Source organism: Bradyrhizobium sp. Arg816, from assembly GCF_029989365.1.
Taxonomy (GTDB): Bacteria; Pseudomonadota; Alphaproteobacteria; order Rhizobiales; family Xanthobacteraceae; genus Bradyrhizobium.
Genome location: NZ_JAPRAQ010000004.1, coordinates 410,659 through 431,108, shown reverse-complemented (window position 1 = coordinate 431,108; position 20,450 = coordinate 410,659). Strand labels below are relative to the sequence as shown.

At 65.6% G+C, this 20,450-nt stretch carries 19 protein-coding genes and 1 pseudogene; 9 read left to right on the top strand and 11 right to left on the bottom strand.

Annotated elements, in window-relative coordinates:
* Nucleotides 1-131: 131 nt before the first annotated feature.
* From OWC48_RS13465 to coxB, 6 genes are all read right to left on the bottom strand, one after another.
* A complete protein-coding gene (locus OWC48_RS13465) occupies nucleotides 132-1,028 on the bottom strand; it encodes a cytochrome c oxidase subunit 3 (protein ID WP_282520416.1) in 897 nt (298 codons plus the stop codon).
* Between the two features lie 79 nt (nucleotides 1,029-1,107).
* Complete coding sequence (locus tag OWC48_RS13460; protein WP_282520415.1) at nucleotides 1,108-1,770, bottom strand: cytochrome c oxidase assembly protein; 663 nt, start codon at nucleotides 1,768-1,770, stop codon at nucleotides 1,108-1,110.
* A gap of 5 nt (nucleotides 1,771-1,775) precedes the next feature.
* Nucleotides 1,776-1,952, bottom strand: coding sequence for a hypothetical protein (locus OWC48_RS13455; RefSeq protein WP_014498510.1), 177 nt, complete (start codon nucleotides 1,950-1,952; stop codon nucleotides 1,776-1,778).
* A complete protein-coding gene (locus tag OWC48_RS13450) occupies nucleotides 1,949-2,893 on the bottom strand; it encodes a heme o synthase (RefSeq protein ID WP_282520414.1) in 945 nt (314 codons plus the stop codon). Before OWC48_RS13450 ends, OWC48_RS13455 begins: the two co-directional genes overlap by 4 nt.
* Before the next feature lie 61 nt (nucleotides 2,894-2,954).
* Entirely contained in the window at nucleotides 2,955-4,580 is a 1,626-nt protein-coding gene (gene ctaD, locus OWC48_RS13445; protein ID WP_282520413.1) for a cytochrome c oxidase subunit I, read from the bottom strand.
* 88 nt (nucleotides 4,581-4,668) lie between these two features.
* The gene (gene coxB, locus OWC48_RS13440; RefSeq protein WP_282520412.1) at nucleotides 4,669-5,511 is read right to left on the bottom strand and encodes a cytochrome c oxidase subunit II; all 843 of its coding nucleotides are present in this window, start codon (nucleotides 5,509-5,511) and stop codon (nucleotides 4,669-4,671) included.
* Nucleotides 5,512-5,958: 447 nt separating this feature from the next.
* Between coxB and OWC48_RS13435 the strand changes: the two genes are divergently transcribed.
* The 5 genes from OWC48_RS13435 to OWC48_RS13415 all read left to right on the top strand — a co-directional run bounded on the left by OWC48_RS13435 (nucleotide 5,959) and on the right by OWC48_RS13415 (nucleotide 9,867).
* Nucleotides 5,959-6,492, top strand: coding sequence for an invasion associated locus B family protein (locus tag OWC48_RS13435; RefSeq protein WP_282520411.1), 534 nt, complete (start codon nucleotides 5,959-5,961; stop codon nucleotides 6,490-6,492).
* A gap of 120 nt (nucleotides 6,493-6,612) precedes the next feature.
* Nucleotides 6,613-8,040 (top strand): metalloprotease TldD, encoded by a 1,428-nt coding sequence (gene tldD, locus OWC48_RS13430; RefSeq protein ID WP_282520410.1) that lies wholly within the window; start codon nucleotides 6,613-6,615, stop codon nucleotides 8,038-8,040.
* Nucleotides 8,037-8,813 (top strand): signal peptidase I, encoded by a 777-nt coding sequence (lepB, locus tag OWC48_RS13425; protein WP_063980763.1) that lies wholly within the window; start codon nucleotides 8,037-8,039, stop codon nucleotides 8,811-8,813. Before tldD ends, lepB begins: the two co-directional genes overlap by 4 nt.
* A 133-nt stretch (nucleotides 8,814-8,946) precedes the next feature.
* Nucleotides 8,947-9,288 carry an MmcQ/YjbR family DNA-binding protein gene (locus OWC48_RS13420; RefSeq protein WP_282520409.1) on the top strand — a complete coding sequence of 114 codons (342 nt, stop codon included), beginning with the start codon at nucleotides 8,947-8,949 and terminating at the stop codon, nucleotides 9,286-9,288.
* Nucleotides 9,289-9,300: 12 nt separating this feature from the next.
* Nucleotides 9,301-9,867: a nucleotidyltransferase family protein gene (locus OWC48_RS13415; protein ID WP_282520408.1), complete on the top strand. Its 567-nt coding sequence runs from the start codon at nucleotides 9,301-9,303 to the stop codon at nucleotides 9,865-9,867.
* Here the strand turns inward: OWC48_RS13415 and OWC48_RS13410 are convergent, their stop codons facing one another.
* Entirely contained in the window at nucleotides 9,868-10,731 is an 864-nt protein-coding gene (locus OWC48_RS13410; protein ID WP_063986047.1) for a LysR family transcriptional regulator, read from the bottom strand.
* A 98-nt stretch (nucleotides 10,732-10,829) separates the two neighbouring features.
* Here OWC48_RS13410 and OWC48_RS13405 point away from each other — a divergent pair.
* Both OWC48_RS13405 and OWC48_RS13400 read left to right on the top strand, forming a co-directional pair.
* Nucleotides 10,830-11,727: pseudogene (locus OWC48_RS13405) on the top strand (DMT family transporter).
* A gap of 13 nt (nucleotides 11,728-11,740) precedes the next feature.
* Nucleotides 11,741-12,514 (top strand): MBL fold metallo-hydrolase, encoded by a 774-nt coding sequence (locus tag OWC48_RS13400; protein WP_282520407.1) that lies wholly within the window; start codon nucleotides 11,741-11,743, stop codon nucleotides 12,512-12,514.
* 159 nt (nucleotides 12,515-12,673) lie between these two features.
* On the opposite strand, the gene OWC48_RS13395 is transcribed toward OWC48_RS13400, so the two are convergent.
* From OWC48_RS13395 to OWC48_RS13385, 3 genes are all read right to left on the bottom strand, one after another.
* A complete protein-coding gene (locus tag OWC48_RS13395; RefSeq protein WP_071916903.1) occupies nucleotides 12,674-13,444 on the bottom strand; it encodes a TIGR02186 family protein in 771 nt (256 codons plus the stop codon).
* Complete coding sequence (locus OWC48_RS13390) at nucleotides 13,441-14,358, bottom strand: sulfite exporter TauE/SafE family protein (RefSeq protein ID WP_071916904.1); 918 nt, start codon at nucleotides 14,356-14,358, stop codon at nucleotides 13,441-13,443. Before OWC48_RS13390 ends, OWC48_RS13395 begins: the two co-directional genes overlap by 4 nt.
* A gap of 320 nt (nucleotides 14,359-14,678) precedes the next feature.
* The gene (locus OWC48_RS13385) at nucleotides 14,679-18,176 is read right to left on the bottom strand and encodes a tetratricopeptide repeat protein (RefSeq protein ID WP_282520406.1); all 3,498 of its coding nucleotides are present in this window, start codon (nucleotides 18,174-18,176) and stop codon (nucleotides 14,679-14,681) included.
* Between the two features lie 318 nt (nucleotides 18,177-18,494).
* Between OWC48_RS13385 and OWC48_RS13380 the strand changes: the two genes are divergently transcribed.
* Complete coding sequence (locus OWC48_RS13380) at nucleotides 18,495-19,244, top strand: outer membrane protein (RefSeq protein ID WP_282520405.1); 750 nt, start codon at nucleotides 18,495-18,497, stop codon at nucleotides 19,242-19,244.
* Between the two features lie 13 nt (nucleotides 19,245-19,257).
* Here the strand turns inward: OWC48_RS13380 and OWC48_RS13375 are convergent, their stop codons facing one another.
* On the bottom strand, nucleotides 19,258-19,848 hold the full coding sequence (locus tag OWC48_RS13375; RefSeq protein ID WP_282520404.1) for a PadR family transcriptional regulator: 591 nt from the start codon (nucleotides 19,846-19,848) through the stop codon (nucleotides 19,258-19,260).
* 196 nt (nucleotides 19,849-20,044) lie between these two features.
* Here OWC48_RS13375 and OWC48_RS13370 point away from each other — a divergent pair, with 196 nt between their 5' ends.
* Nucleotides 20,045-20,431 carry a nuclear transport factor 2 family protein gene (locus OWC48_RS13370; RefSeq protein WP_282520403.1) on the top strand — a complete coding sequence of 129 codons (387 nt, stop codon included), beginning with the start codon at nucleotides 20,045-20,047 and terminating at the stop codon, nucleotides 20,429-20,431.
* Nucleotides 20,432-20,450 lie beyond the last annotated feature (19 nt).

Genomic DNA, 20,450 nt, shown 5'->3' with positions numbered 1-20,450 from the left:
GCGTTTTCTTCACGCGAACCGGTATCCACTTCGCTCGAAAACGCTCAATCACAGTTTCCGCCAAGGCTTCCGGCGGCCCAAAAGCGAAAGGGCGGCCCTGCGGCCGCCCTTTCTGATCGGTCCAAGGCGGCTCAGTGCGCGCCGTGGGCCATGGTCTCGGCGCCGTGTCCCCACACATAGATGCAGAGGAACAGGAACAGCCAGACCACGTCGACGAAGTGCCAGTACCAGGCGGCGAACTCGAAGCCGAGGTGCTGTGTCGGGGTGAAGTGGCCGGCATAGGCGCGGAACAGGCAGACCAGCAGGAAGATGGTGCCGACCAGCACATGGAAACCATGGAAGCCGGTCGCCATGAAGAAGGTCGCGCCATAGACGTTGCCGCCGAACGAGAACGCCGCGTGGCTGTACTCATAGGCCTGCACGCAGGTGAAGAGCGCGCCGAGCACGACGGTGAGGATCAGGCCGTATTTCAGGCCCTGGCGATCGTTCTCGAGCAACGCGTGGTGCGCCCAGGTCACGGTGGTGCCTGATGTCAGCAGGATCAGCGTGTTCAGGAGCGGCAGATGCCAGGGATCGAAGGTCTCGATGCCATGCGGCGGCCAGGTGCCGGGCACGGCGCAGGCGCCAGCCGCGGTGCCGAGACCGCAGCCGAACACGGCGTCGCGCGTGGCGTGGACGGCGTCGGCCGGGAACAGCGCCGCGTTGAAATAGGCCCAGAACCAGGCGACGAAGAACATCACCTCGGAGGCGATGAACAGGATCATGCCGTAGCGGTGATGCAGCTGCACGACGCGGGTGTGATCGCCCTTGTACTGGGCTTCCTTGATCACATCGCCCCACCAGCTCGCCATGGTGTAGATCACGCCGACGGTGCCGGCACCGAAGATGATCGGCGCGGCCGAGAACATGTGGTGCATCCAGGTGATCGCACCGACCGCCATGACAAAGGCCGAGATGGAGCCGACGACGGGCCACGGGGAGGGATCGACCAGGTGGTAGTCGTGATGCTTGGTGTGCGCCGTTGCCATTTGCGGTCTCTCTCCTCAATCCCGTGCCTGTCCGGCACTTATCCCCTTGTGTCCAACCCCCGCGGCATGAGCCCGGCGGTCAGAGATTTCCCTTGCGTTTGTCGCCTTCGCCCGACGCCAGCGGCTTCACCACGGGATCGCGCACCGGATAGAACGTGTAGGACAACGTGATCGTGTTCAGCCCGTCGTTCTCGTGATCGTCGGCAATCGACGGATCGACGTAGAACACGACCGGCATCTCGCGCTTCTCGCCGGGTGCCATGGTCTGCTCGGTGAAGCAGAAGCAGTTGATCTTCTGGAAGTAGGAGCCGACCGTCAGGGGCGCGACGTTGTAGGCCGCCTGGCCCGCGGTGGTGCGCGCAGCCTGGTTGGTCACGGTGTAGAAGACGGTCACGACCTGGCCGATATTGACCTCGATCTCGCTCTGCTCCGGCTCGAACTTCCAGGGCAGGCCGGGCGCGACGTTGGAATCGAAGCGCACCGCGATCTTGCGCGCGATCGGGCCGGTGGCGGGCGCGGACGTCGCGACCTGCGTCGTGCCGTTGAAGCCGGTGGCGCGGCAGAACCAGTTGTAGAACGGCACCGCCGCGTAGGAGGCACCGACCATCAGCGCCACCACGCCGCCGCAGATCGAGGCGACCAGCACGTCGCGGCCAAGACCCTTGGCAAGCCCCTTGGAAGGCCCGCGCTCCTGCTTGGCTGTCCGGCTCTGATCCCGCGATATGGTGGGCTCTCGATCCATGTTTCCTACATCGGCCGGACGAGGACTGCCGGTCCCTTGACGATGGTGACGGCGAAGAACAACACCACGAGCACGCCGAGCGCCAAAGCAATGGCAATCGAGCGCTGGCGGCGGCTCTTCTTCTGCGCCTCCGTGAGGACGATTCCATTCATCTCAGGTTTGTCGGCCATTCCAGCGATCATGCGCCCCCTACCATCGGAGCAAGCGCCCGGAACACGACTTCGGCCAGCAGGGTCGCAAACAGCGCGAACAGATACAGGATGGAGAAGGCGAACAGCTTGCGGGTCGCGCGCAGCGATTGGCTGCGCTCGCGGCGCATATAGACGTTGATCGCGAGCACAAGCATGCCGGCGCCGAGGATCAGCGAGACGATGCCGTAGATGGCGTCGAAATAGCCGAGCACCCACGGGGCGGCGGCGACCGCGATCAGCACGATGGTGTAGAGCAGGATCTGAAGCCGCGTCGCGTCGGGACCGGCGACGTTGGGCAGCATCGGAATGCCGGCACGCGCGTAGTCGTCGGAGCGGAACAGCGCCAGCGCCCAGAAGTGCGGCGGCGTCCAGAAGAAGATGATGGCGAACAGCAGCAGCGGCTCGACGTCGACCGTGCCCGTGACCGCGGCCCACGCCACCACCGGCGGCAGCGCACCGGCGGCGCCGCCGATCACGATGTTCTGTGCGGTCCGGCGCTTCAGGATCATCGTGTAGATGACGACGTAGAAGAAGATGGTGAAGGCGAGCAGCGCGCCCGCGATCCAGTTGACGAGGATGCCGAGCGTCATCACCGAGAAGAAGGCGAGCGTCATGCCGAACGCCATCGCCTCGGGACGGGTGATGCGGCCGCGCGGTATCGGCCGGTTTGCCGTGCGCGACATCTTGGCGTCGATATCGCCTTCGAGCGCCATGTTGAGCGCCCCGGAAGCGCCGGCACCGACTGCGATGCAGAGCAGCGAGGTGATGGCCAGCACCGGGTGGAAATGCCCGGGCGCCATCGCCAGTCCGACCAGCGCGGTGAAGATCACCAGCGACATCACCCGCGGCTTGAGCAGCGCAATGTAGTCGCCCACCTCCGCTTCGGAGATGCGGGGATCGATGTCGATGGCGTTATGGTCGAGGACGGACACTAGTTTTGACTCGCTTCGGTAAAGAGCCGCGGCGCCCGTCACGGGCGCCGCGAGCGTTGGCTTACTGCACGCGGGGCAGCACTTCGAACTGATGGAAGGGCGGCGGCGAAGGCAGCGTCCATTCCAGCGTGGTCGCACCCACACCCCACGGATTGTCGCCAGCCGGCACCTTTTTCGCGAAGGCGTCGAACACGCAATAGAGGAAGATCAGCACGCCGAAACCGGAGATGTAGGAGCCGACCGAGGAGACCAGGTTCCAGCCGGCGAACGCGTCGGGATAGTCGACGTAGCGGCGCGGCATGCCCGACAGGCCGAGGAAGTGCTGCGGGAAGAACACAAGGTTCACACCGATGAAGGTGACCCAGAAGTGCGCCTTGGCCAGCGTCTCATTGTACATGTAGCCCGACATCTTCGGGAACCAATAGTACCAGCCGGCAAAGATCCCGAACACCGCACCGAGCGACAGCACGTAATGGAAGTGCGCAACGACGTAGTAGGTCTCCTGGAGCACGCGGTCGACGCCGGCATTCGCCAGCACGACGCCGGTGACGCCACCGACCGTGAACAGGAAGATGAAGCCGACCGCCCAGATCATCGGGGCACGGAACTCGATCGAGCCGCCCCACATCGTGGCGATCCACGAGAAGATCTTCACGCCGGTCGGAACCGCGATGACCATGGTCGCGGCGACGAAATAGGCCTGCGTCGCCGAGGACATGCCGACCGTGTACATGTGGTGCGCCCACACCACGAAGCCGATGCCGCCGATCGCGACCATGGCGTAGGCCATGCCGAGATAGCCGAACACGGGCTTGCGCGAGAAGGTCGAGACGATCTGGCTGACCATGCCGAAGGCGGGCAGGATCAGGATGTACACCTCGGGGTGGCCGAAGAACCAGAACAGATGCTGGAACAGCACGGGATCGCCGCCGCCGTCGGGCGCGAAGAACGTCGTGCCGAAATTGCGGTCGGTGAGCAGCATGGTGATCGCACCAGCAAGCACCGGCAGCGACAACAGCAGCAGGAACACAGTCACCAGGATCGACCACACGAACAGCGGCATCTTGTGCAGGGTCATGCCCGGTGCGCGCATGTTGAAGATCGTGGTGATGAAGTTGATGGCGCCGAGGATCGACGAGGCGCCCGCCAGATGCAGCGACAGGATCGCGAAGTCGACGGCCGGGCCCGGATGGCCGGAGCTCGACAGCGGCACATACATGGTCCAGCCGGCGCCGACGCCGTTGGCACCCGGCTCGCCCTCGACGAAGGTCGACATCAGCAGCAGCGCGAAAGAGGCCGGCAGCAGCCAGAACGAGATGTTGTTCATGCGCGGGAACGCCATGTCCGGCGCGCCGATCATCAGCGGCACGAACCAGTTGCCGAAGCCGCCGATCATCGCGGGCATGACCATGAAGAAGATCATGATCAGGCCGTGAGAGGTCACGAACACATTATAGGTGTGCGTTTCGTGGAAGATCTGCACGCCCGGATACATCAGCTCGGCACGGATCGCGATCGACATCGCGGCACCGATGACACCGGCGATGACCGCGAAGATCAGGTACATCGTACCGATGTCCTTGTGGTTGGTCGAATAGACATAGCGCCGCCATCCGGTCGGATGGGCGTGCTCGTCATGTCCGTGGTCTTGCGCGTGATCGCCGTGTGCCGCTGCGCTCGTTGCCATTTTCAAATCCTGCCTTGCGTCCCGTTCGGACCTTGTGCGGTCCCGCCCTTTATGTCGCTTTCAGTCCCCTCGAGCCGTCGCCCGGCGCTTACTGCGTCGGGCCGGCCGCGGAGGCGAAAGTGCTGGTGCCGCCGCTCGCATATTTCTTCTTTGCCGTTTCGACCCAGGAGGCGAAGTCCTTGTCCTCCACGACGCGAATCGCGATCGGCATGAAGGCGTGGTCCTTGCCGCAGAGCTCCGAGCACTGGCCGTAGAACATGCCGGTCTTGGTGGCCTTGAACCAGGTCTCGTTCAGCCGCCCCGGAATGGCGTCGATCTTGACGCCGAAAGCCGGCAGCGCAAAGGCGTGGATGACGTCCGCGCCGGTGACCTGGACACGAACCACCTTGTTGACCGGCACCACCATCTCGTTGTCGACGCCGAGCAGACGGGGCTGCTTGTCCTGGGCCATAAGCGAGTCGAACTCGAACTTGCCGTTATCAGGATAGGCATAGGACCAGTACCACTGCTTGCCGGTGGCCTTGATGGTCAAATCCGCCTTCGGCACGTCGAGCTCGAGGAACAGCAGGCGGAACGACGGCACCGAGATACCGACCAGGATCAGCACCGGAACGAGCGTCCAGGCCACCTCGATCAGCGTGTTGTGCGTGGTCCGCGACGGCACCGGATTGGCCTTCGCGTTGAACTTCATGACCACGATCACCAGCAACGCCAGAACGAACAGCGTGATCAGCGTGATCAGCACGAACAGGAAATTGTGGAACCAGACGATGTTGTCCATCACCGGGGAGGCGGATTGCTGAAGCGTCCATTCCCACGGCGCCGGTTGCCCGAGTTCAGCGGCGAATGTCGCACCGCCCGTCGCCAGCGTCAGACCCGCCACGCCCAATCCCAGCAAGTGCCGGCCCACCTGGCCCATCGACATCCTCATGCCGTTCGCGCTCCCCTAACGAAATCACCCCAAGTGCATCCCCCTATTTCCGGGAAACGCTTATTCGATCCGCCCGTCTGACAAACCGCCGCGCAAGAATACCTCTAAGAGGAATTGGGGCCAGATCGCTAGAACGCCGAAATCAAGCCTCTCAAACCATAATTCTTGATCTATCGCAATGCAGTCTTGAGCCCCGTCTGTCAGCCATCACCCGCAAGATATTTCCTAGTAACATCAGAGAAAAATACCGTTTCCCGGGATGCCGCGGCTTGACAGCGGCATTGCCCGCGGTAGGCACTGGCAGAGAGCCGCGCAGGAACCTGATTCGTGCGGGCGATGGCGGTGTGGGCGGCGCGGAATTTGCTTGCGAATCGCCTTCAAGACGCCGTCATTCCCGTATCAGTCCGCCAGGCGCGAGCGACCCAGGCGAGCAGAGGGACCGACCCGATGGGGTTTTCGAGAAGCATGGCAAGGCGGGCTAGCGGCCTCACGATGCTGGCCGCCCTCTTGGCCGCGGTCGTCGTCATGGCGCTGCCGGGCCTCGCCCATGCGCAGGGCGCGGTGCGCTCCGTCCATGGCGACTGGCAGATCCGCTGCGACACCCCGCCGGGCGCCCAGGCCGAGCAATGCGCTCTGATCCAGAGCGTGGTGGCCGAAGACCGCTCCAATGCCGGCCTCACCGTGATCGTGCTCAAGACCGCCGACCAGAAGAGCCGGCTGATGCGGGTGGTCGCCCCGCTCGGCGTGCTGCTGCCCTCCGGCCTCGGGCTGAAGCTCGACAATCAGGACGTCGGCCGCGCCGGCTTCGTCCGCTGCCTGCCCAATGGCTGCGTCGCCGAGGTCGTCATGGACGACAAGCTGCTCGGCCAGCTCCGCACCGCCAAGACCGCGACCTTCATCATCTTCGAGACCCCGGAAGAAGGCATCGGCTTCCCGCTCAGCCTGAACGGGCTCGGCGAGGGCTATGACAAGCTGCCGTAGGGCGGCAGGCGCGTCCGCACGCGGCGAATCCTATCGTTTCGTAATGTGGCACCTGGCACCCTCGCGGAACCGCCGGGAAACCATTATCTTGCCCTACATCTTCCGATAATGGACGGACGCATGACCAATCCAGCCACAACTTCCCTGCTCGACCGCGCCAATCTCGACCGCGACCAGGTCCGCAACGAGGTCGCACGCGGGCTTGCCGGTGCCGACGACGGCGAACTGTTCCTGGAATACAGCCAGACCGAAGCGCTGATGTTCGACAATGGGCGGCTGAAGCAGGCGACCTATGACACATCGCAGGGCTTTGGCCTGCGCGCCGTTAAGGACGACGCGGTCGGCTATGCCCATTCCTCCGACGTGTCGCTGCCGGCGCTGATTCGCGCCGCCGACGCAGTCGCCGCCGTGCGCGGCGGCTATTCGGGCAGCTTTGCGGCCCCGCCCCCGCGCACCAATGTGCGGCTCTACGCCGACGACAATCCGCTGGATGCGCCGGGCTTCGAGACCAAGGTGAAGCTGCTCGCCGAGATCGACGCCTACTTACGCGACAAGGATCCGCGGGTGCGGCAGGTCAGCGTCAGCCTGGGCGCGACCTGGCAGGTGGTCGAGATCCTGCGGCCCGACGGCGAGAGCTATCGCGACATCCGCCCGCTGGTGCGCGTCAACGTCTCCGTTGTCGCCGGACAGGGCGACCGCCAGGAGAGCGGCAGCAAGGGCTATGGCGGCCGCGCCGGCTATGCCGAATTCATCGAGAGCAAGAACTGGCGCGATGCCGCCGACGGCGCGCTGCGCGAGGCCCTGGTCAATCTGGAATCGATCCCCGCCCCCGCCGGCGAGATGGACGTCGTGCTTGGTGCCGGCTGGCCCGGCGTGATGCTGCATGAGGCGGTCGGCCATGGCCTCGAAGGCGATTTCAACCGCAAGAAGACGTCCGCGTTCGCCGGCCTGATGGGCCAGCAGGTCGCGGCCAAGGGCGTCACCGTGGTCGACGACGGCACCATTGCCTCTCGCCGCGGCTCGCTGTCGATCGACGACGAGGGCACGCCGACCAACCGCACCGTGCTGATCGAGGACGGCATTCTGGTCGGCTACATGCAGGACCGCCAGAACGCGCGCCTGATGAACATGAAGCCGACCGGCAACGGCCGCCGCCAGGGCTATGCCCATGTGCCGATGCCGCGCATGACCAACACCTACATGCTCGCGGGCGACCGCGATCCGGCCGAGATCCTGGCGTCCGTGAAGAACGGCGTGTTCGCCGCGAATTTCGGCGGCGGCCAGGTCGACATCACCTCGGGCAAATACGTGTTCCAGTGCACCGAGGCCTACAAGATCGAGAATGGCAAGATTGGCGCGCCGCTGAAGGGCGCCATGCTGATCGGCAACGGGCCGACCGATTTGCATCGCATCCGCATGATCGGCAACGATCTCGCGCTGGATACCGGCATCGGCACCTGCGGCAAGAACGGTCAGGGCGTGCCCGTCGGCGTCGGCCAGCCGTCGCTTCTGATGGAACGTATTACTGTAGGTGGAACGGGCGCATGAGCGTTGAGAAGGTAACTGTCACCGCCAAGCGGAAGAGCAGCGGCTGGGCTGGTCAGCTGATGCAGCTCGCCGGCATCGTCGCCGCCGTGTTCATCGCCAAGGGCGCGCTCGCCGAGCCGTTCTACGTGCCGTCGGGTTCGATGGAGCCGACGCTCCTGATCGGCGACGCGCTGCTCGCCTCGAAATTCCCCTATGGCTACGGCACCTCGTCGCTGCCGATCCAGATCAACCTGCCCGAAAGCGGCCGCGTCTTCGCGGAGACGCCGAAGCAGGGCGACGTCGTCGTGTTCCGCTGGCCCGGCGATCGCTCACAGGCCTGGGTCAAGCGCGTCGTGGGTCTGCCCGGCGACCGCATCCAGATGCGGCAGGGCCAGCTCTTCATCAACGACCGTCCCGCCGAGCTGAAGCCGGATGGCGTTGGCGCCGCCGAAGACGACAATGGCGGCAGCGAGCCCGCCTACCGCTACATCGAGACGCTGCCGAACGGCGTGTCGCATCTGATCTTCAAGATGCGCGACAACGGTCCGCTCGACAACACGCCTGAAGTGACGGTGCCGCCCGGCCACCTCTTCGTGCTCGGCGATAACCGCGACAATTCCGCCGACAGCCGCGTGCCCCTCCGCTCCGGCGGCGTCGGCCTGTTGCCGATCGACAATCTGGTCGGACGCGCGGATGCCGTGCTCGGATCCTGGGATCTCGGCATGCGCGGCCAGCCGGTGTGGACCTGGCTCTCCGGCTTCCGGCTCGCGCGGTTCTTCACCGCGGTGCACTGACGAAGGCCCTCATGGTGAGGAGGCGCGAAGCGCCATCTCGAACCATGAAGCCCCGATCTCTCGAGCAGCCATCCTTCGAGACGCCCGCTTCGCGGGCTCCTCAGGATGAGGGCGTCAATTGCGGAGACGGCAGATGACCTTCGACGACGTCAGAAAATTTGCGCTGACGTGGCCGGAGGTCGAGGACGGCACCTCCTACGGCACGCCCGCGCTGAAAGTGCGCAAGAAGATGCTGGCGCGGCTGAAGGAGGACGGCGACACCCTTGTCATGCCCGACGTTCCCATCGACGAGCGCGCGATGCTGGTCGAGAGCCAGCCAAAGATCTTCTATTTCACCGATCACTACGCCGACTATCCGATCGTGCTGATCCGCCTGTCCAAGGCGAAGCGCGCGATCGTCGAGCTGTTCCTGCGGCGGCGCTGGCGCGGCCTCGCCTCGAAGACGGCACGCGCCACGTTCGATGCCAGCGCGTGAATGATGGCTGCGATGGATCGCGACCGCTTCCTCACGCTGGCGCTGAAGAACCCGGTCAATGTTGCAATCATCGGCGAGCTCGCCTCGCTCGCGCTGCCCGATGCGTGGCTCGTGTCAGGGTGTCTGGTGCAGACGGCGTGGAACGTACTCACGGACCGCGCGGTCGATCATGGCATCGCCGATTACGACGTGTTCTATTTCGATCCTGACACCTCATGGGAGGCGGAGGACACGGTGATCCGCACGCTGCACGCGCGGCTCTCGCATCTCGGCGTCAAGATCGAGACCCGCAACCAGGCGCGCGTGCACCTTTGGTATCCCGGCAAGCACGGCCTGCCCTACCCGCCCCTGACATGCTCGACCGGCGGCATCGACCGCTTCCTCACCCAGAACACGCAGGTCGGCGTGAGGCGCGCAGGCGACGGCTTTGAGGTCTACGCGCCGCACGGCTTCGACGACATTGCAGGATTGATCGCGCGGCCCAATCCGGGTCCGAATTTTTCAGCGGCGAGCTACGCGGTGAAGGCCGTGCGATGGAAGGCGCTGTGGCCGGAGCTCACGGTGATTGCCGCGGAGTGATCACGCCGCCTTCGCCTGTACATTGTCGCAGAACTCCGCGAGCCGATCGGCAAGCCGCAGCGTTGCGGGGCTGGCACCGGGCGAAGCCATCAGCGCCACTTCGGTCCGGTTGATCGGCTCAAAACCGTCCTTCGCGGTCAGCACGCGATGGTCGGACTGGATCGACATCTCCGACAAAATGCTTAAGCCCATGCCGGCGGCGACCGCAGCCTGGATGCCCGCGAGACTCGATGACGAGTAAGACATGTGCCAGGCGCGGCCCGCGCTTTCCAGCGCGTGGATGGCGCCGGCGCGGTAGAGGCAGCCGAGCGGAAATCCGATCAGCGGCACGGACGAGGCGTTGACGTCGACCGGATGGCTCTTGCTGGTGACCCAGTGCACCCGCTCCGGCCAAACCGCGATGGCGCCTTTCGCGCCGGCCTCGCGCTTGAACAGCGCCAGGTCGAGCTCGCCGCGTTCGAGGTCGCGGGACAGGTTCTTGCTCTGGTCGGCGCGCACATCCATTCGCAGACCCGGATGTGAGCGCGAGAAGGCGCCGAGCAGTTTTGCCAGCCGGTACGCCGCAAAATCCTCGGGGATGCCAAGCCGAATCGCGCCTTCACTGTCGGGCTCGCGCAGCACGTCGCGCGCCTCCTCGGCGAGCGTGAGCAGCCGCCGGGCATAGGACAGCAGCCGTTCGCCGGCCTCAGTGGGGCGCACGTCCTTGCCGTCACGGTGCAAGAGGACCTGGCCGACGTCCTCCTCCAGCCGCTTGATCTGCTGGCTGACGGTCGATTGCGTGCGGTGGACCCGCTCGCCGGCGCGGGTGAAGCCGCCGGCCTCGACCACCGAGACGAAGCTGCGCAGGAGCTCCAGGTCGAGCATGGCCGCCTCCATTCGAAAATCCACTGATTGGAAGTTAATCATTTAATTTCCAAATGACAAGCCGGCTCCCTAGATCGAAGGCTCAGGAGAATGCCCTCATGTCCCTCGCCCCCTCGATGTCCGTCCCCCGCAGCCGGTTCAACACGCTGCCGCTCGCCATCGGGCTGTTTTGCCTGCTCTGGAGCTATGCCTTCGTCGCCGGCAAGATCGGCGTCACCCATTGCCCGCCGCTGATCCTGCTCGCCGCGCGCTTCTCGCTCGCCGGCATTTTGATCCTCGGTGCGACGCTGATCCGCGGTGATGGCTGGTCATTGTCCTGGCGCGATGCCACGATCTTCGCCGTGCTCGGCATCGCCAACAACGCACTCTATCTCGGGCTCGGCTACACCGGCCTGCAATCAGTCTCCGCCGGCCTCGGCGGCCTGATCGTCTCGGCAAATCCGGTATTCACGGCGGCGCTCGCCGCATTGCTGCTTGGCGAAGGCATGAGCTGGCGCAAGGCGGGCGGTCTCCTGCTCGGCATCATCGGCGTGACCCTGATCGTCTGGCATCGCCTGTCGGTCGGTACCGACTCCCTGCACGGCATCGTCTTCACGCTGGCCTCGCTCGCCTCCATCGTCGCCGGCACGATTCTGTTCAAGCTGCTCGCGCCGAAGGGAAGCCTGTGGATCGGCAATGGCGTGCAGAACCTCGCCGCCGGCATCGTGCTGACGCCGGTCGCGTTCACCTTCGCCGACGTGCACGCGATCGATTTCACCCCGGGCCTGGTCGGCGCCTTCGCCTTCCTCGTGCTCGGCGGCTCGATCCTCGCCTACTGGCCTGAAAGTGTGTGGCGCAACGGCTGCGAGCGCCTATCATTTCCTGATGCCGCCGCTCGGCATGCTGTTCGCCTACATCGTGCTCGGCGAGCATGTCGAGGCCCGCGACCTGCTCGGCATCATCCCGGTCGCGCTCGGAATTTACCTGGTGACGCGCCCCGCAAAGCCCGTCGCGTAAGAGGAGCTTTCTGATGCCCATTTCCATCACCCTGATCGGCGGCCCTACCGCGCTGATCGAGATCGACGGCTTTCGCCTGCTCACTGATCCGACCTTCGATGCGCCCGGCGCCTACCAGCTGCCGCATGTGACGCTGGAGAAGACCATTGGTCCCGCGATGAAGGCCGACGCGATCGGCCCGATCGATGCCGTCCTGCTCAGCCACGACCAGCACTCGGACAATCTCGACAATTCCGGCCGCGCGTATCTCAAGCACGCAAAGCGCGTGCTGACGACCGAGGCCGGCGCAAAACGTCTCGGCGGCCATGTCGAGGGCCTCGCGCCCTGGGCGACCTCGCATCTGAAGGACCGTGACGGCAACACGCTGACGATCACCGCGACACCGGCGCGCCACGGCCCGGCCGGCATCGAGCCGCTGTCGGGCGACGTCATCGGCTTCGTGGTGTCCTCGAGCCGGACGGACACGAGCGACGTCTATATCAGCGGCGACACCACCTGGTTCGACGGCGTCGCCGAGGTCGCGCGCCGCTTCAAATGCGGCGTCGTGCTGCCGTTCGCCGGCGCCGCGCAAACGCGCGGACCGTTCCACCTCACCATGGACACCAACGACACCATCGAGACCGCGCGCGCCTTTCCGGATGCGATGATCGTGCCGGTGCATACCGAGGGCTGGGCGCATTTCCGCCAGAACAGCGAGGATCTGCGCAAGACCTTTGATGTGCTCGGCTTCGGGACCCGGTTGCGATTGCTGGTGCCGGGCGTGCCGACGGTGGTTGAGGCGCCGTGAGGCTCAGCTGTCATGCCCCGGCTTGACCGGGGCATCCAGTACGCCGCGGCGGTCGTTGCGAGAGCGAGCTATTCGACGAAGGCCTCTGGAATACTGGATCGCCCGGTCGAGCCGGGCGATGACGGGAGGAGAGAGCGGTGCTCCTCGCAATGACGGACGCTAATCCTTCCGAAACACGATCGACGCCATCCACCCCGTCATCAGCGCCATCGCGGCGGTCGCGAGGCCATAGATCAGCCCGTGCTGCCGCGCGCTCGTCGCGACGAACTGCTCGAAGCCCACCTTGACGATCTCGAACGCGGTCTCGGTCTTGGTGACCAACGCGCCGTTCGCGAACAGCTTGATTTCCACCTCATAGGTGCCGATCGGCACCTCCTCCGGCAGGGGAATGCCGGTACGGAACAGCGTCGGGGTCAGGAACGTCACCGCGCTCGGGTCCTCGCGGTAGAGACCTTTCTGGGTTCGCAGGCGGATGAAGGCCGAGCGGAACGCATCGTTCGGCACCACGTCGGCATAGTCGCCGCTGACCCGTTGGGTTAGCAGCACGTTGTTGAGCCCGATCTGCTGCCGCCGCGCGATCTCGGGCGAGGTGATGACATCGAAGGGGCGGTTGGCGAACAGCGCGAGATAGCTCGGCACCGCCAGGAACTGCCGGTAGTCGGTGTTGATCCAGATCCCGAAGGTGCGCTCCTTGCGCCGCGTCACCATGTCGGCGCGCGGGCCCATCACGGTGACGACGAGATCGTAGCTCTTGCGGTCCGCGGGCGTGGAGGCGTCCTTCTCGACCGAGCCGAACAGCACCAGTTCCTCGCCGGAATAGTTCGGCGTCACCGTGACGCGATGGTTGGAGACCGACACGATCAGTCGCTCGGCACGCGCGGCCGAGCCGAGCAGCAGGACGAGAAGGATCGCGAGAGCTGCGCGCATCATCCGCTCACTCCCAATTCACGGATGGTGAAGAGATCCTCGGGCCGGATCACCAGCTCGATGGCGAAGCGGACGCCGACTGAAAGGATCAGCAGGCCCAGCAACAGCCGCAGCTGCTCGCCGCGGATCTTCTGGCCGGCGCGGGCGCCGAACTGCGCGCCGGTGACGCCGCCGACCATCAGGATCAGCGCCAGCACCGCGTCGACGAGGTGATTGGTCACCGCATGCAGCAAGGTCGCGAACAGCATCGTGACCAGCGTCAGAACCATCGAGGTCCCGATCACCGTCGAGGTCGGCACCCGCAGCAGATAGATCATGATCGGCACCAGGATGAAGCCGCCGCCGATGCCCATGATGGCGCCGATGAAACCGATCACGATGCCGACGATCACGACGGGAATGACCGAGAGGTAGATCTTCGAGCGCTTGAACCGCATTTTCAGCGGCAGGCCGTGAATCCAGCTGTGCGTGCGCCGTGGCGGCACCGCGCCGCGACGGGTCCGCATCAGGGCGCGCAGGCCCTCGGAGAACATCAGGCTGCCGACCGTGGTGAGCAGCACCACGTAGGACAACGCGATCATCAGATCGAGCTGGCCGAGCGCGCGAAGCTGCGTGAAGGTCCACACCCCGAGCGCCGTGCCGGTGACGCCGCCGCATAACAGCACACTCGCCAGCGCCGGGTCGATCGCACGCCGCCGCCAATAAGAGAGCGCGCCGGAAAAGGAGGAAGCCGCGATGTGGCTCGCAACGGAGGCGACCGCGACCGCCGGCGTGATTCCGATGAAGATCAGAAGCGGCGTCATCAGGAAGCCGCCGCCGATCCCGAACATGCCGGAGACGAAGCCGACCGCCGCGCCCATCGCCAGCACCAGGAAGATGTTGACCGGCAGATCGGCGATCGGGAGATAGAGCTGCATCGAAGGACCACACTCCGGCGAAATGGATCGATTGCGCGGAAATGCTCGCCGGACGGTCGGAACGATTGCCGCGCCCCTCAATAGCGGAATTCGCGGGGACGCGGATCAGGAATTTTGATGCGTGGTGAACGGCCTAAGATGGATCAGGTCGCTGTTTCTCTGCGAGCCTGGGATTTCGCCACTTGCTTCGCTGTCATGCCCCGGCTTGACCGGGGCATCCAGTACGCCGCAGCCTCTCCGCATCAAACCGGCGTCTCTGGAATACTGGGTCGCCCGGTCAAGCCGGGCGACGACAAGAGGAAAGTCCGTACCAAAACTGTTTAGTGCGCCGCCGAGGCCGAGCGCTTGGTCGCGACCGGCTTCGGCGCGGGCTTTGCGTTTGCCTGCGGCGCACTGTCCCAGCCGCCGGCGGGCGCCGTGACATTGACGGCGTCGTCGGGCTGCGGCTCCGCGCTGAACGTCTGGATCGCGAGCTTGGCGGCGGCGAGCGACTGCGGATCGAGTCGCTTGGCGACGTCGTCGCGCTTGCCGGACGCATCCGCGTCACCCTGGCCGGCCGCAAGCGTGAACCATTTGTAGGATTCGGCGAGGTTCTGTTCGACGCCGATGCCGCGGGCATAGAGGATGCCGAGGTTGAACTGGCTGTCGGCGACGCCGCGATCGGCGGCCTTGCGGAACCACTGCGCCGCGCTCTTGTAATTGGCGCCGCGTCCGCCGCCGTCGGCGTCGAGCACGGCGAGATTGTGCATCGCCTTGGCGTTGCCGCGCTCGGCGGCCTGCGTGTAGTAGCGGCGGGCGATGTCGGCGTCCTTCTTCACCCCGAGGCCCTTCTCGTAGAGCGTGCCGAGGCGGAAGGTCGCGGGCACCACGCCGGCCTGCGCCGCGCGGTCGTACCATTTGGCGGCTTCATCGTAATTCGCAGCGACGCCCTTGCCCTCGGCAAAGCGCACGCCGATCTCGTAGGCCGCGGTCGCATCGCCCTTCATCGCGGCGGTGCGCAGCACCGGACCGCCGATGCCGTCAGGAAGCTTCTCGCTCGGCGGCACCTGGATCATGCCGAGCTTCGCGCGGCTCGTGCCCGACAGCGCGCCAGTGATGTCGTTGCTCGCCGCAGGCGGTGGTGGCGTCGCGGGGACCGGCGGGATTTCGACCGAAGCCGAGCCACCCGCCCCTGCCACGGGAGCCGGCGCGGGATTATTCAGCGACTGCTTCCCGATCGGCGTCGGCGAGGTCATCGACGGCGTAACCTGCTCGGGCGTGGCGGGCTTGGTCTCGACCGGCGGCGGAGCCTGCGGCATGGGCGCGGGCGACGAATTCTCCATCGCCTGCGGTGACGGCGGCGGACCGCCCCCATCGAGCAGATTCATCGCCATCTTGAACGTGCCGAGCACGATCACGACCACGCTCGCGCCGACCAGCAGCGAACGGATCTTCGAGGTGATGGTCGAGCCGCCTTCCTGGCCCTTGTCCTTGGCGCGGCCTGCGATGGCCGCCTTGGCGGCTGCCTTCGCACTTGCCTTGGCGCCGCGGGCCGGCTTTTCCGGCTGCGCGACGGCGGCCTGCGCGGCGCGGCGCGCGGCCGCGATGAAGCTCGACGACGACACCGGCTCTTTCGGCGCGGCGGGGATTTCGCTGATCGCGCTTTCGGACGCGGCGATGCGCTCCGACGGCGTGGCGACGCGGCCGCCCGGCCGTGTGCCCGGCTCGAGCGGATGGTCCGGCGGCAATTCCGGTGCGAGCGCGGCGCGCGCGGGCGCCGTGTGCGGCTCGAGGATCTCGCTGATCGCACGCGGCGGAACGGGCGGTGCCGCTGGCACCGGCGGCGGCGCGGCCGGTGCGGCGGCATGGAATTCGCGCGGCGCGGCAACGAAAGCGCCCTGTGGCGGCTGTTGCGCGGCGGCCGGGTTCTGCAGCTCCGGCTTCGGATCGTATTTCGGCTGCTGCTGTGGCTGCTGCCACGGCTCGCGCGCGACAGGCGCGGGCTCCATGGGCGCGGCCATCGGCATCGACATGGACGTCGACATGGGCATCGGCTGCGGTGCGGGTGCCGCCGGCGCCGTGCGCACCGCGCGCAGATCACCCTCGATCATTGAGAGGCGATCGACGACATGGCCGAGCGCGCTGTGCACGGCCTCGAGCGAATCCTGGGTGCTGCGGTTGGTCTCGGCCTGGCTGAAGCGGATGTCGGAGAGCTCGCGCTTGACCAGATCGACCATGCCGGAATCGGCAGACGGTGCCGAATTGCGGCTTTCGGCGAGGGCGGAATAGGTCGCCTGCTGCCGCTCCAGATGCCGCAGGATGTCGTGCAGTCCATCCTCGACGCGGCTTAGATTGCCGTTGCGCGGATCGGAGGCGGCCTCGATCCGCTCCAGCAGATACGAGACCCGCTGTTCGAGATGCGCAAAGGTCGAGGCGGAATCGTTGCCGACCTGCATGCGGTCGAAACGGTCCGACAGCGCACGGATCGCGGCTTCGAGATGCTCGCTGCTCTCGGTGGGCGCCGGCCGCTCGCGCGTTTCCAGCGCGGCGGTGAGCGCCGCGATGCGCTGCTCCAGCACCGCAAAGCTGTCGCTGGGGCCGGACGAGCGGGTGACCTGGTCGACCTTGGACGACAGCAGCTGCACGTCTTCGGAAAGACGCGCCAGGGCTTCGTTGGAGGCGACGTTGGAGACGATGCCGCGCAGCGCCGAGATCGCGCCTTCGAGCTGCCGCACCGTCGACGGGTCGTCATTGGCGCGCAGGATCAGATCGAGCTTGGCGCCGAGGTTGCGGATCGCCTCGTCATAGCCGGTGAGCTGCTCGGCCGGCGTCAGCGTGCGCAGCACCTGCTTGATCTCGGACAGCGCGTGCTCGATGCCCGACAGGACCTGGCCGTCCGTCCCGGACGAGCGGGTCTCGTCGATGCGACGGTGCAGCGAGCGGATCTCGTTCTCGATCGATTCGATCGCGCGGCGCGGCATCGCCTCGGTGATGGCGTGGCGGATCTCGGCGAGCTCGCTGCGGAACGCGTTGATCGCCTGCTCGGTGTTGTCAGGTCGCTGGAGCGACTCGATCTGGCTCGTGATCTTGAGCAAATGGCGCTCGAGCGACGTGAAATCCGGCCCCGGCTGCGGGGGCGGCGGGGCGTAGGCAGGCGCGGGCGGCGCCATCGGGGGCGCGAAAGGAGCTGCCGCCGGTGCAATCGACGGCGCGGCACGGGGCGGCATCTGTCGCGGCGCAAAGCCGTCGAGCTCGCTCTGCCGGGCCGTGATCTCGGCGACGGCAACGTCGAACGACGCCGGGCTCAACGGAGGTGAATTGCGATAGACTTGTGCGGCCGCGCGCTCGACCATATCGGCCTGGCGCTGGCGCGTCTCGACGGGTGCCGGAGCCGGTGCCGGCCGCTGAGGCTGCTGCGGCTTTGAGATTTGCGACAGCCGGGCATCAAGCCGCGAGATCGCGTCGTTGAGCTGGCGCGCGACGCCCTGCTCGCGCGAGACGTCTGGCCGCGACGCGTCCTGTCGTGAAGCATCTTGGCGCGGCGCGGGCTTTGAAATCCGTTCGATCTGCTGGGTGATCGCGTCGAGCCGCTGGTGGATGTCGGCGACGTCGCGGCTCTCCTGGCTCGGCATCTGTTGCGGGCGCTGCTCTTGACGCTGTTCTTGGCGTTGTTCTTGGCGTTGATCGTAAGGTCCGCGAAAATTCGGCGGGGCGGTCTCGCCGAGTGTGGAGTTCAGCCAATCGTTGAGTGACATGCCGGCGCGACGCGCAGCAGCTTCGGCCCGCTCCCTGACGGATGGATCGATGCCGTCAACACTCCACGATACGCGCGAATTCATGACTCTGTCCGGTTCCGACTCCGGCGCCCCACCCGGCGCCTCCAGCCTCCCCACGCGTGCCGGTTGTAAAGACAATCGGATTTGGCGCGGGTCGTCTGCCTCGAAAACCGACTTTTGTCTGTTACGGTAAATAACGGGTTAAGGAACCCGTTGACGGTGTCTTAAAGTTGGGCGCCGGGAACCTGCTTGCCGCCAGGCACCGGCCCCAAAGCCGCGCCCCGACAAAGATTTCGCCACTCGCCCGATCCGCACGTCTCAATGGATAGAGAACGGCCCGATCCACGGGCAGGTTCTTGCCTGACTGGATTGTTGGCTGACATGAAAAGGTTGCTCGTGGCCGCGATGGCGGCCGGACTGGCATCGCATGCTGTTGCCGCCGATGCCCCGGCGGCGGCGCCTGCGGTGAAGGCGCCGGCGCCCGCGGGATACAATTGGACCAGCTGCTATGTCGGCATCCAGGGCGGCGGCAACTGGGGCAAGAGCGAGCATGTCCGGCGCGTCGGCGACGCCTCAGGGCCGACGATCACAGGGACTTTCAATCTCAGCGGCGCTGCCGTCGCGGGCGGAGTCTTCGGCTGCGATTTCCAGATCGAAAAGACCGTGCTCGGCTTCGAGAACGACGCGTCATGGACCAACCAGCACGGCAAGGTGCAGGATCTGCCGCCCTTCAATGTCGGGGTGACGAGCGGCACGCGGGAAAAATGGATCGATATGTTCCGCGGCCGTGTCGGTTACGCGCTCGATCAGTTTCTGATCTATGGCACGGCCGGTATCGCCTTCGCCGGCACCGAGGTCACCGTGTCCAACCAAGTGGTGCAGGTCACCAGCTCCCAGACCCGCACCGGCCTGGCGGCCGGGCTCGGTGGTGAATGGGCGGCCTATGTCGATACCTGGGGCGCCGTGACCCTCAAGCTCGAATATGTGCACGTCGATTTTGGCAGCAAACGATATGTCGATCCGCCGATCAGCGGCGCCGTCACGCGCGACGTCAGGCTGACGGACGACATCGTCCGCGCCGGCGTCAATGTCCGGTTCAACTGGGATAAGCCTGTCGTCACGAAGTACTAGGGCCGCTGACGAGCTAGCCTTTCCCCTCGCGCTTGCCGTCCTCCAGCGGCACGACCGTGCCCTTGCCGCTCATCGCCGATAGCGCCTGGAGCGCCTCTTCGCAGAAATCGGCCACCATCTGCTCGTGGCGGGCACCGAGCTGAAGCAGCAGCAAATTGCCGAGGTCGAGCACGCCCGACGCCGAGCCGTCCGGGAATCGTTTCTTGAGAATCCGTTCGTAGTTCTCGTGCCGGTCGCGGTGGTGCTCCAGCCGGGCCATCAGATCGGTGCGCATGGGCTCGATGTCGATGCTGTCGAGCGCGTGCAGCCGCACCAGCAGGTCGTCCTTGATCGAGGGCGGTGTGCTCGGCCGCGCGGCCCAGTGCCGCAGCGCTGTTCGGCCCTCGGGAGTCAGCGTATAAATCAGTTTGTTGGGCTTGCCCGATTGCACGACCTCGCGCCCCTGGATGAAGCCGCGGTCGCGCAGCTTCGAGAGCTCGCGGTAGATTTGCTGGTGGTCGGCTTTCCAGAAGAAGCCGATCGAGGAATCGAATGTCTTGGCGAGCTCGTAGCCCGTCATCGGACGTTCCGTCAGGCATGCGAGGATTGCGTCGCCGAGCGCCATGACACCAGCTCCCTTTCGAGGTCCCGACCAATTGACTTGACTTTATGCGCATCGGTGCATATGCGTCAATGTGCATATGAGGCGGGCTTCAGACCCGCCCTTATCGGCCATCGCGCTACTGTGCATGGGGTTGTTTTCGCGTTTTTGCCAAGGCCTTTCGATCAGGAAGGCCTTTGATCAAGGGAGGCACCTGAGAATGACCGGCCTCGATTCCTGGTACGCCTTTATGAAGTCCCACGACCGCGCCGCGCTCTGGGACCTGCTCCATCCTGACGCCGTGTTCGAAAGCCCCGTGGTGCATTCGCCACAGCGCGGCCGCGACATCACCTTCAAATATCTCACCAGTGCCGAGAAGGTGCTCGGCGGTCCCGGCTTCACCTATGTCGGCGAGTGGAAAAGCGCTGACGGCGCAGTGCTCGAATTCAAGAATGTCATCGACGGCATCGAGATCAACGGTGTCGACATCATCACCTTCGATGCCGAAGGACGCATCACCCATTTCAAGGTGATGGTGCGTCCGCTCAAGGCGATCAACATGCTGCACCGCCTGATGGCGGAGCAGTTGGCCGCCGCGCAATCCTAAGCCAACATCATCACTTCAG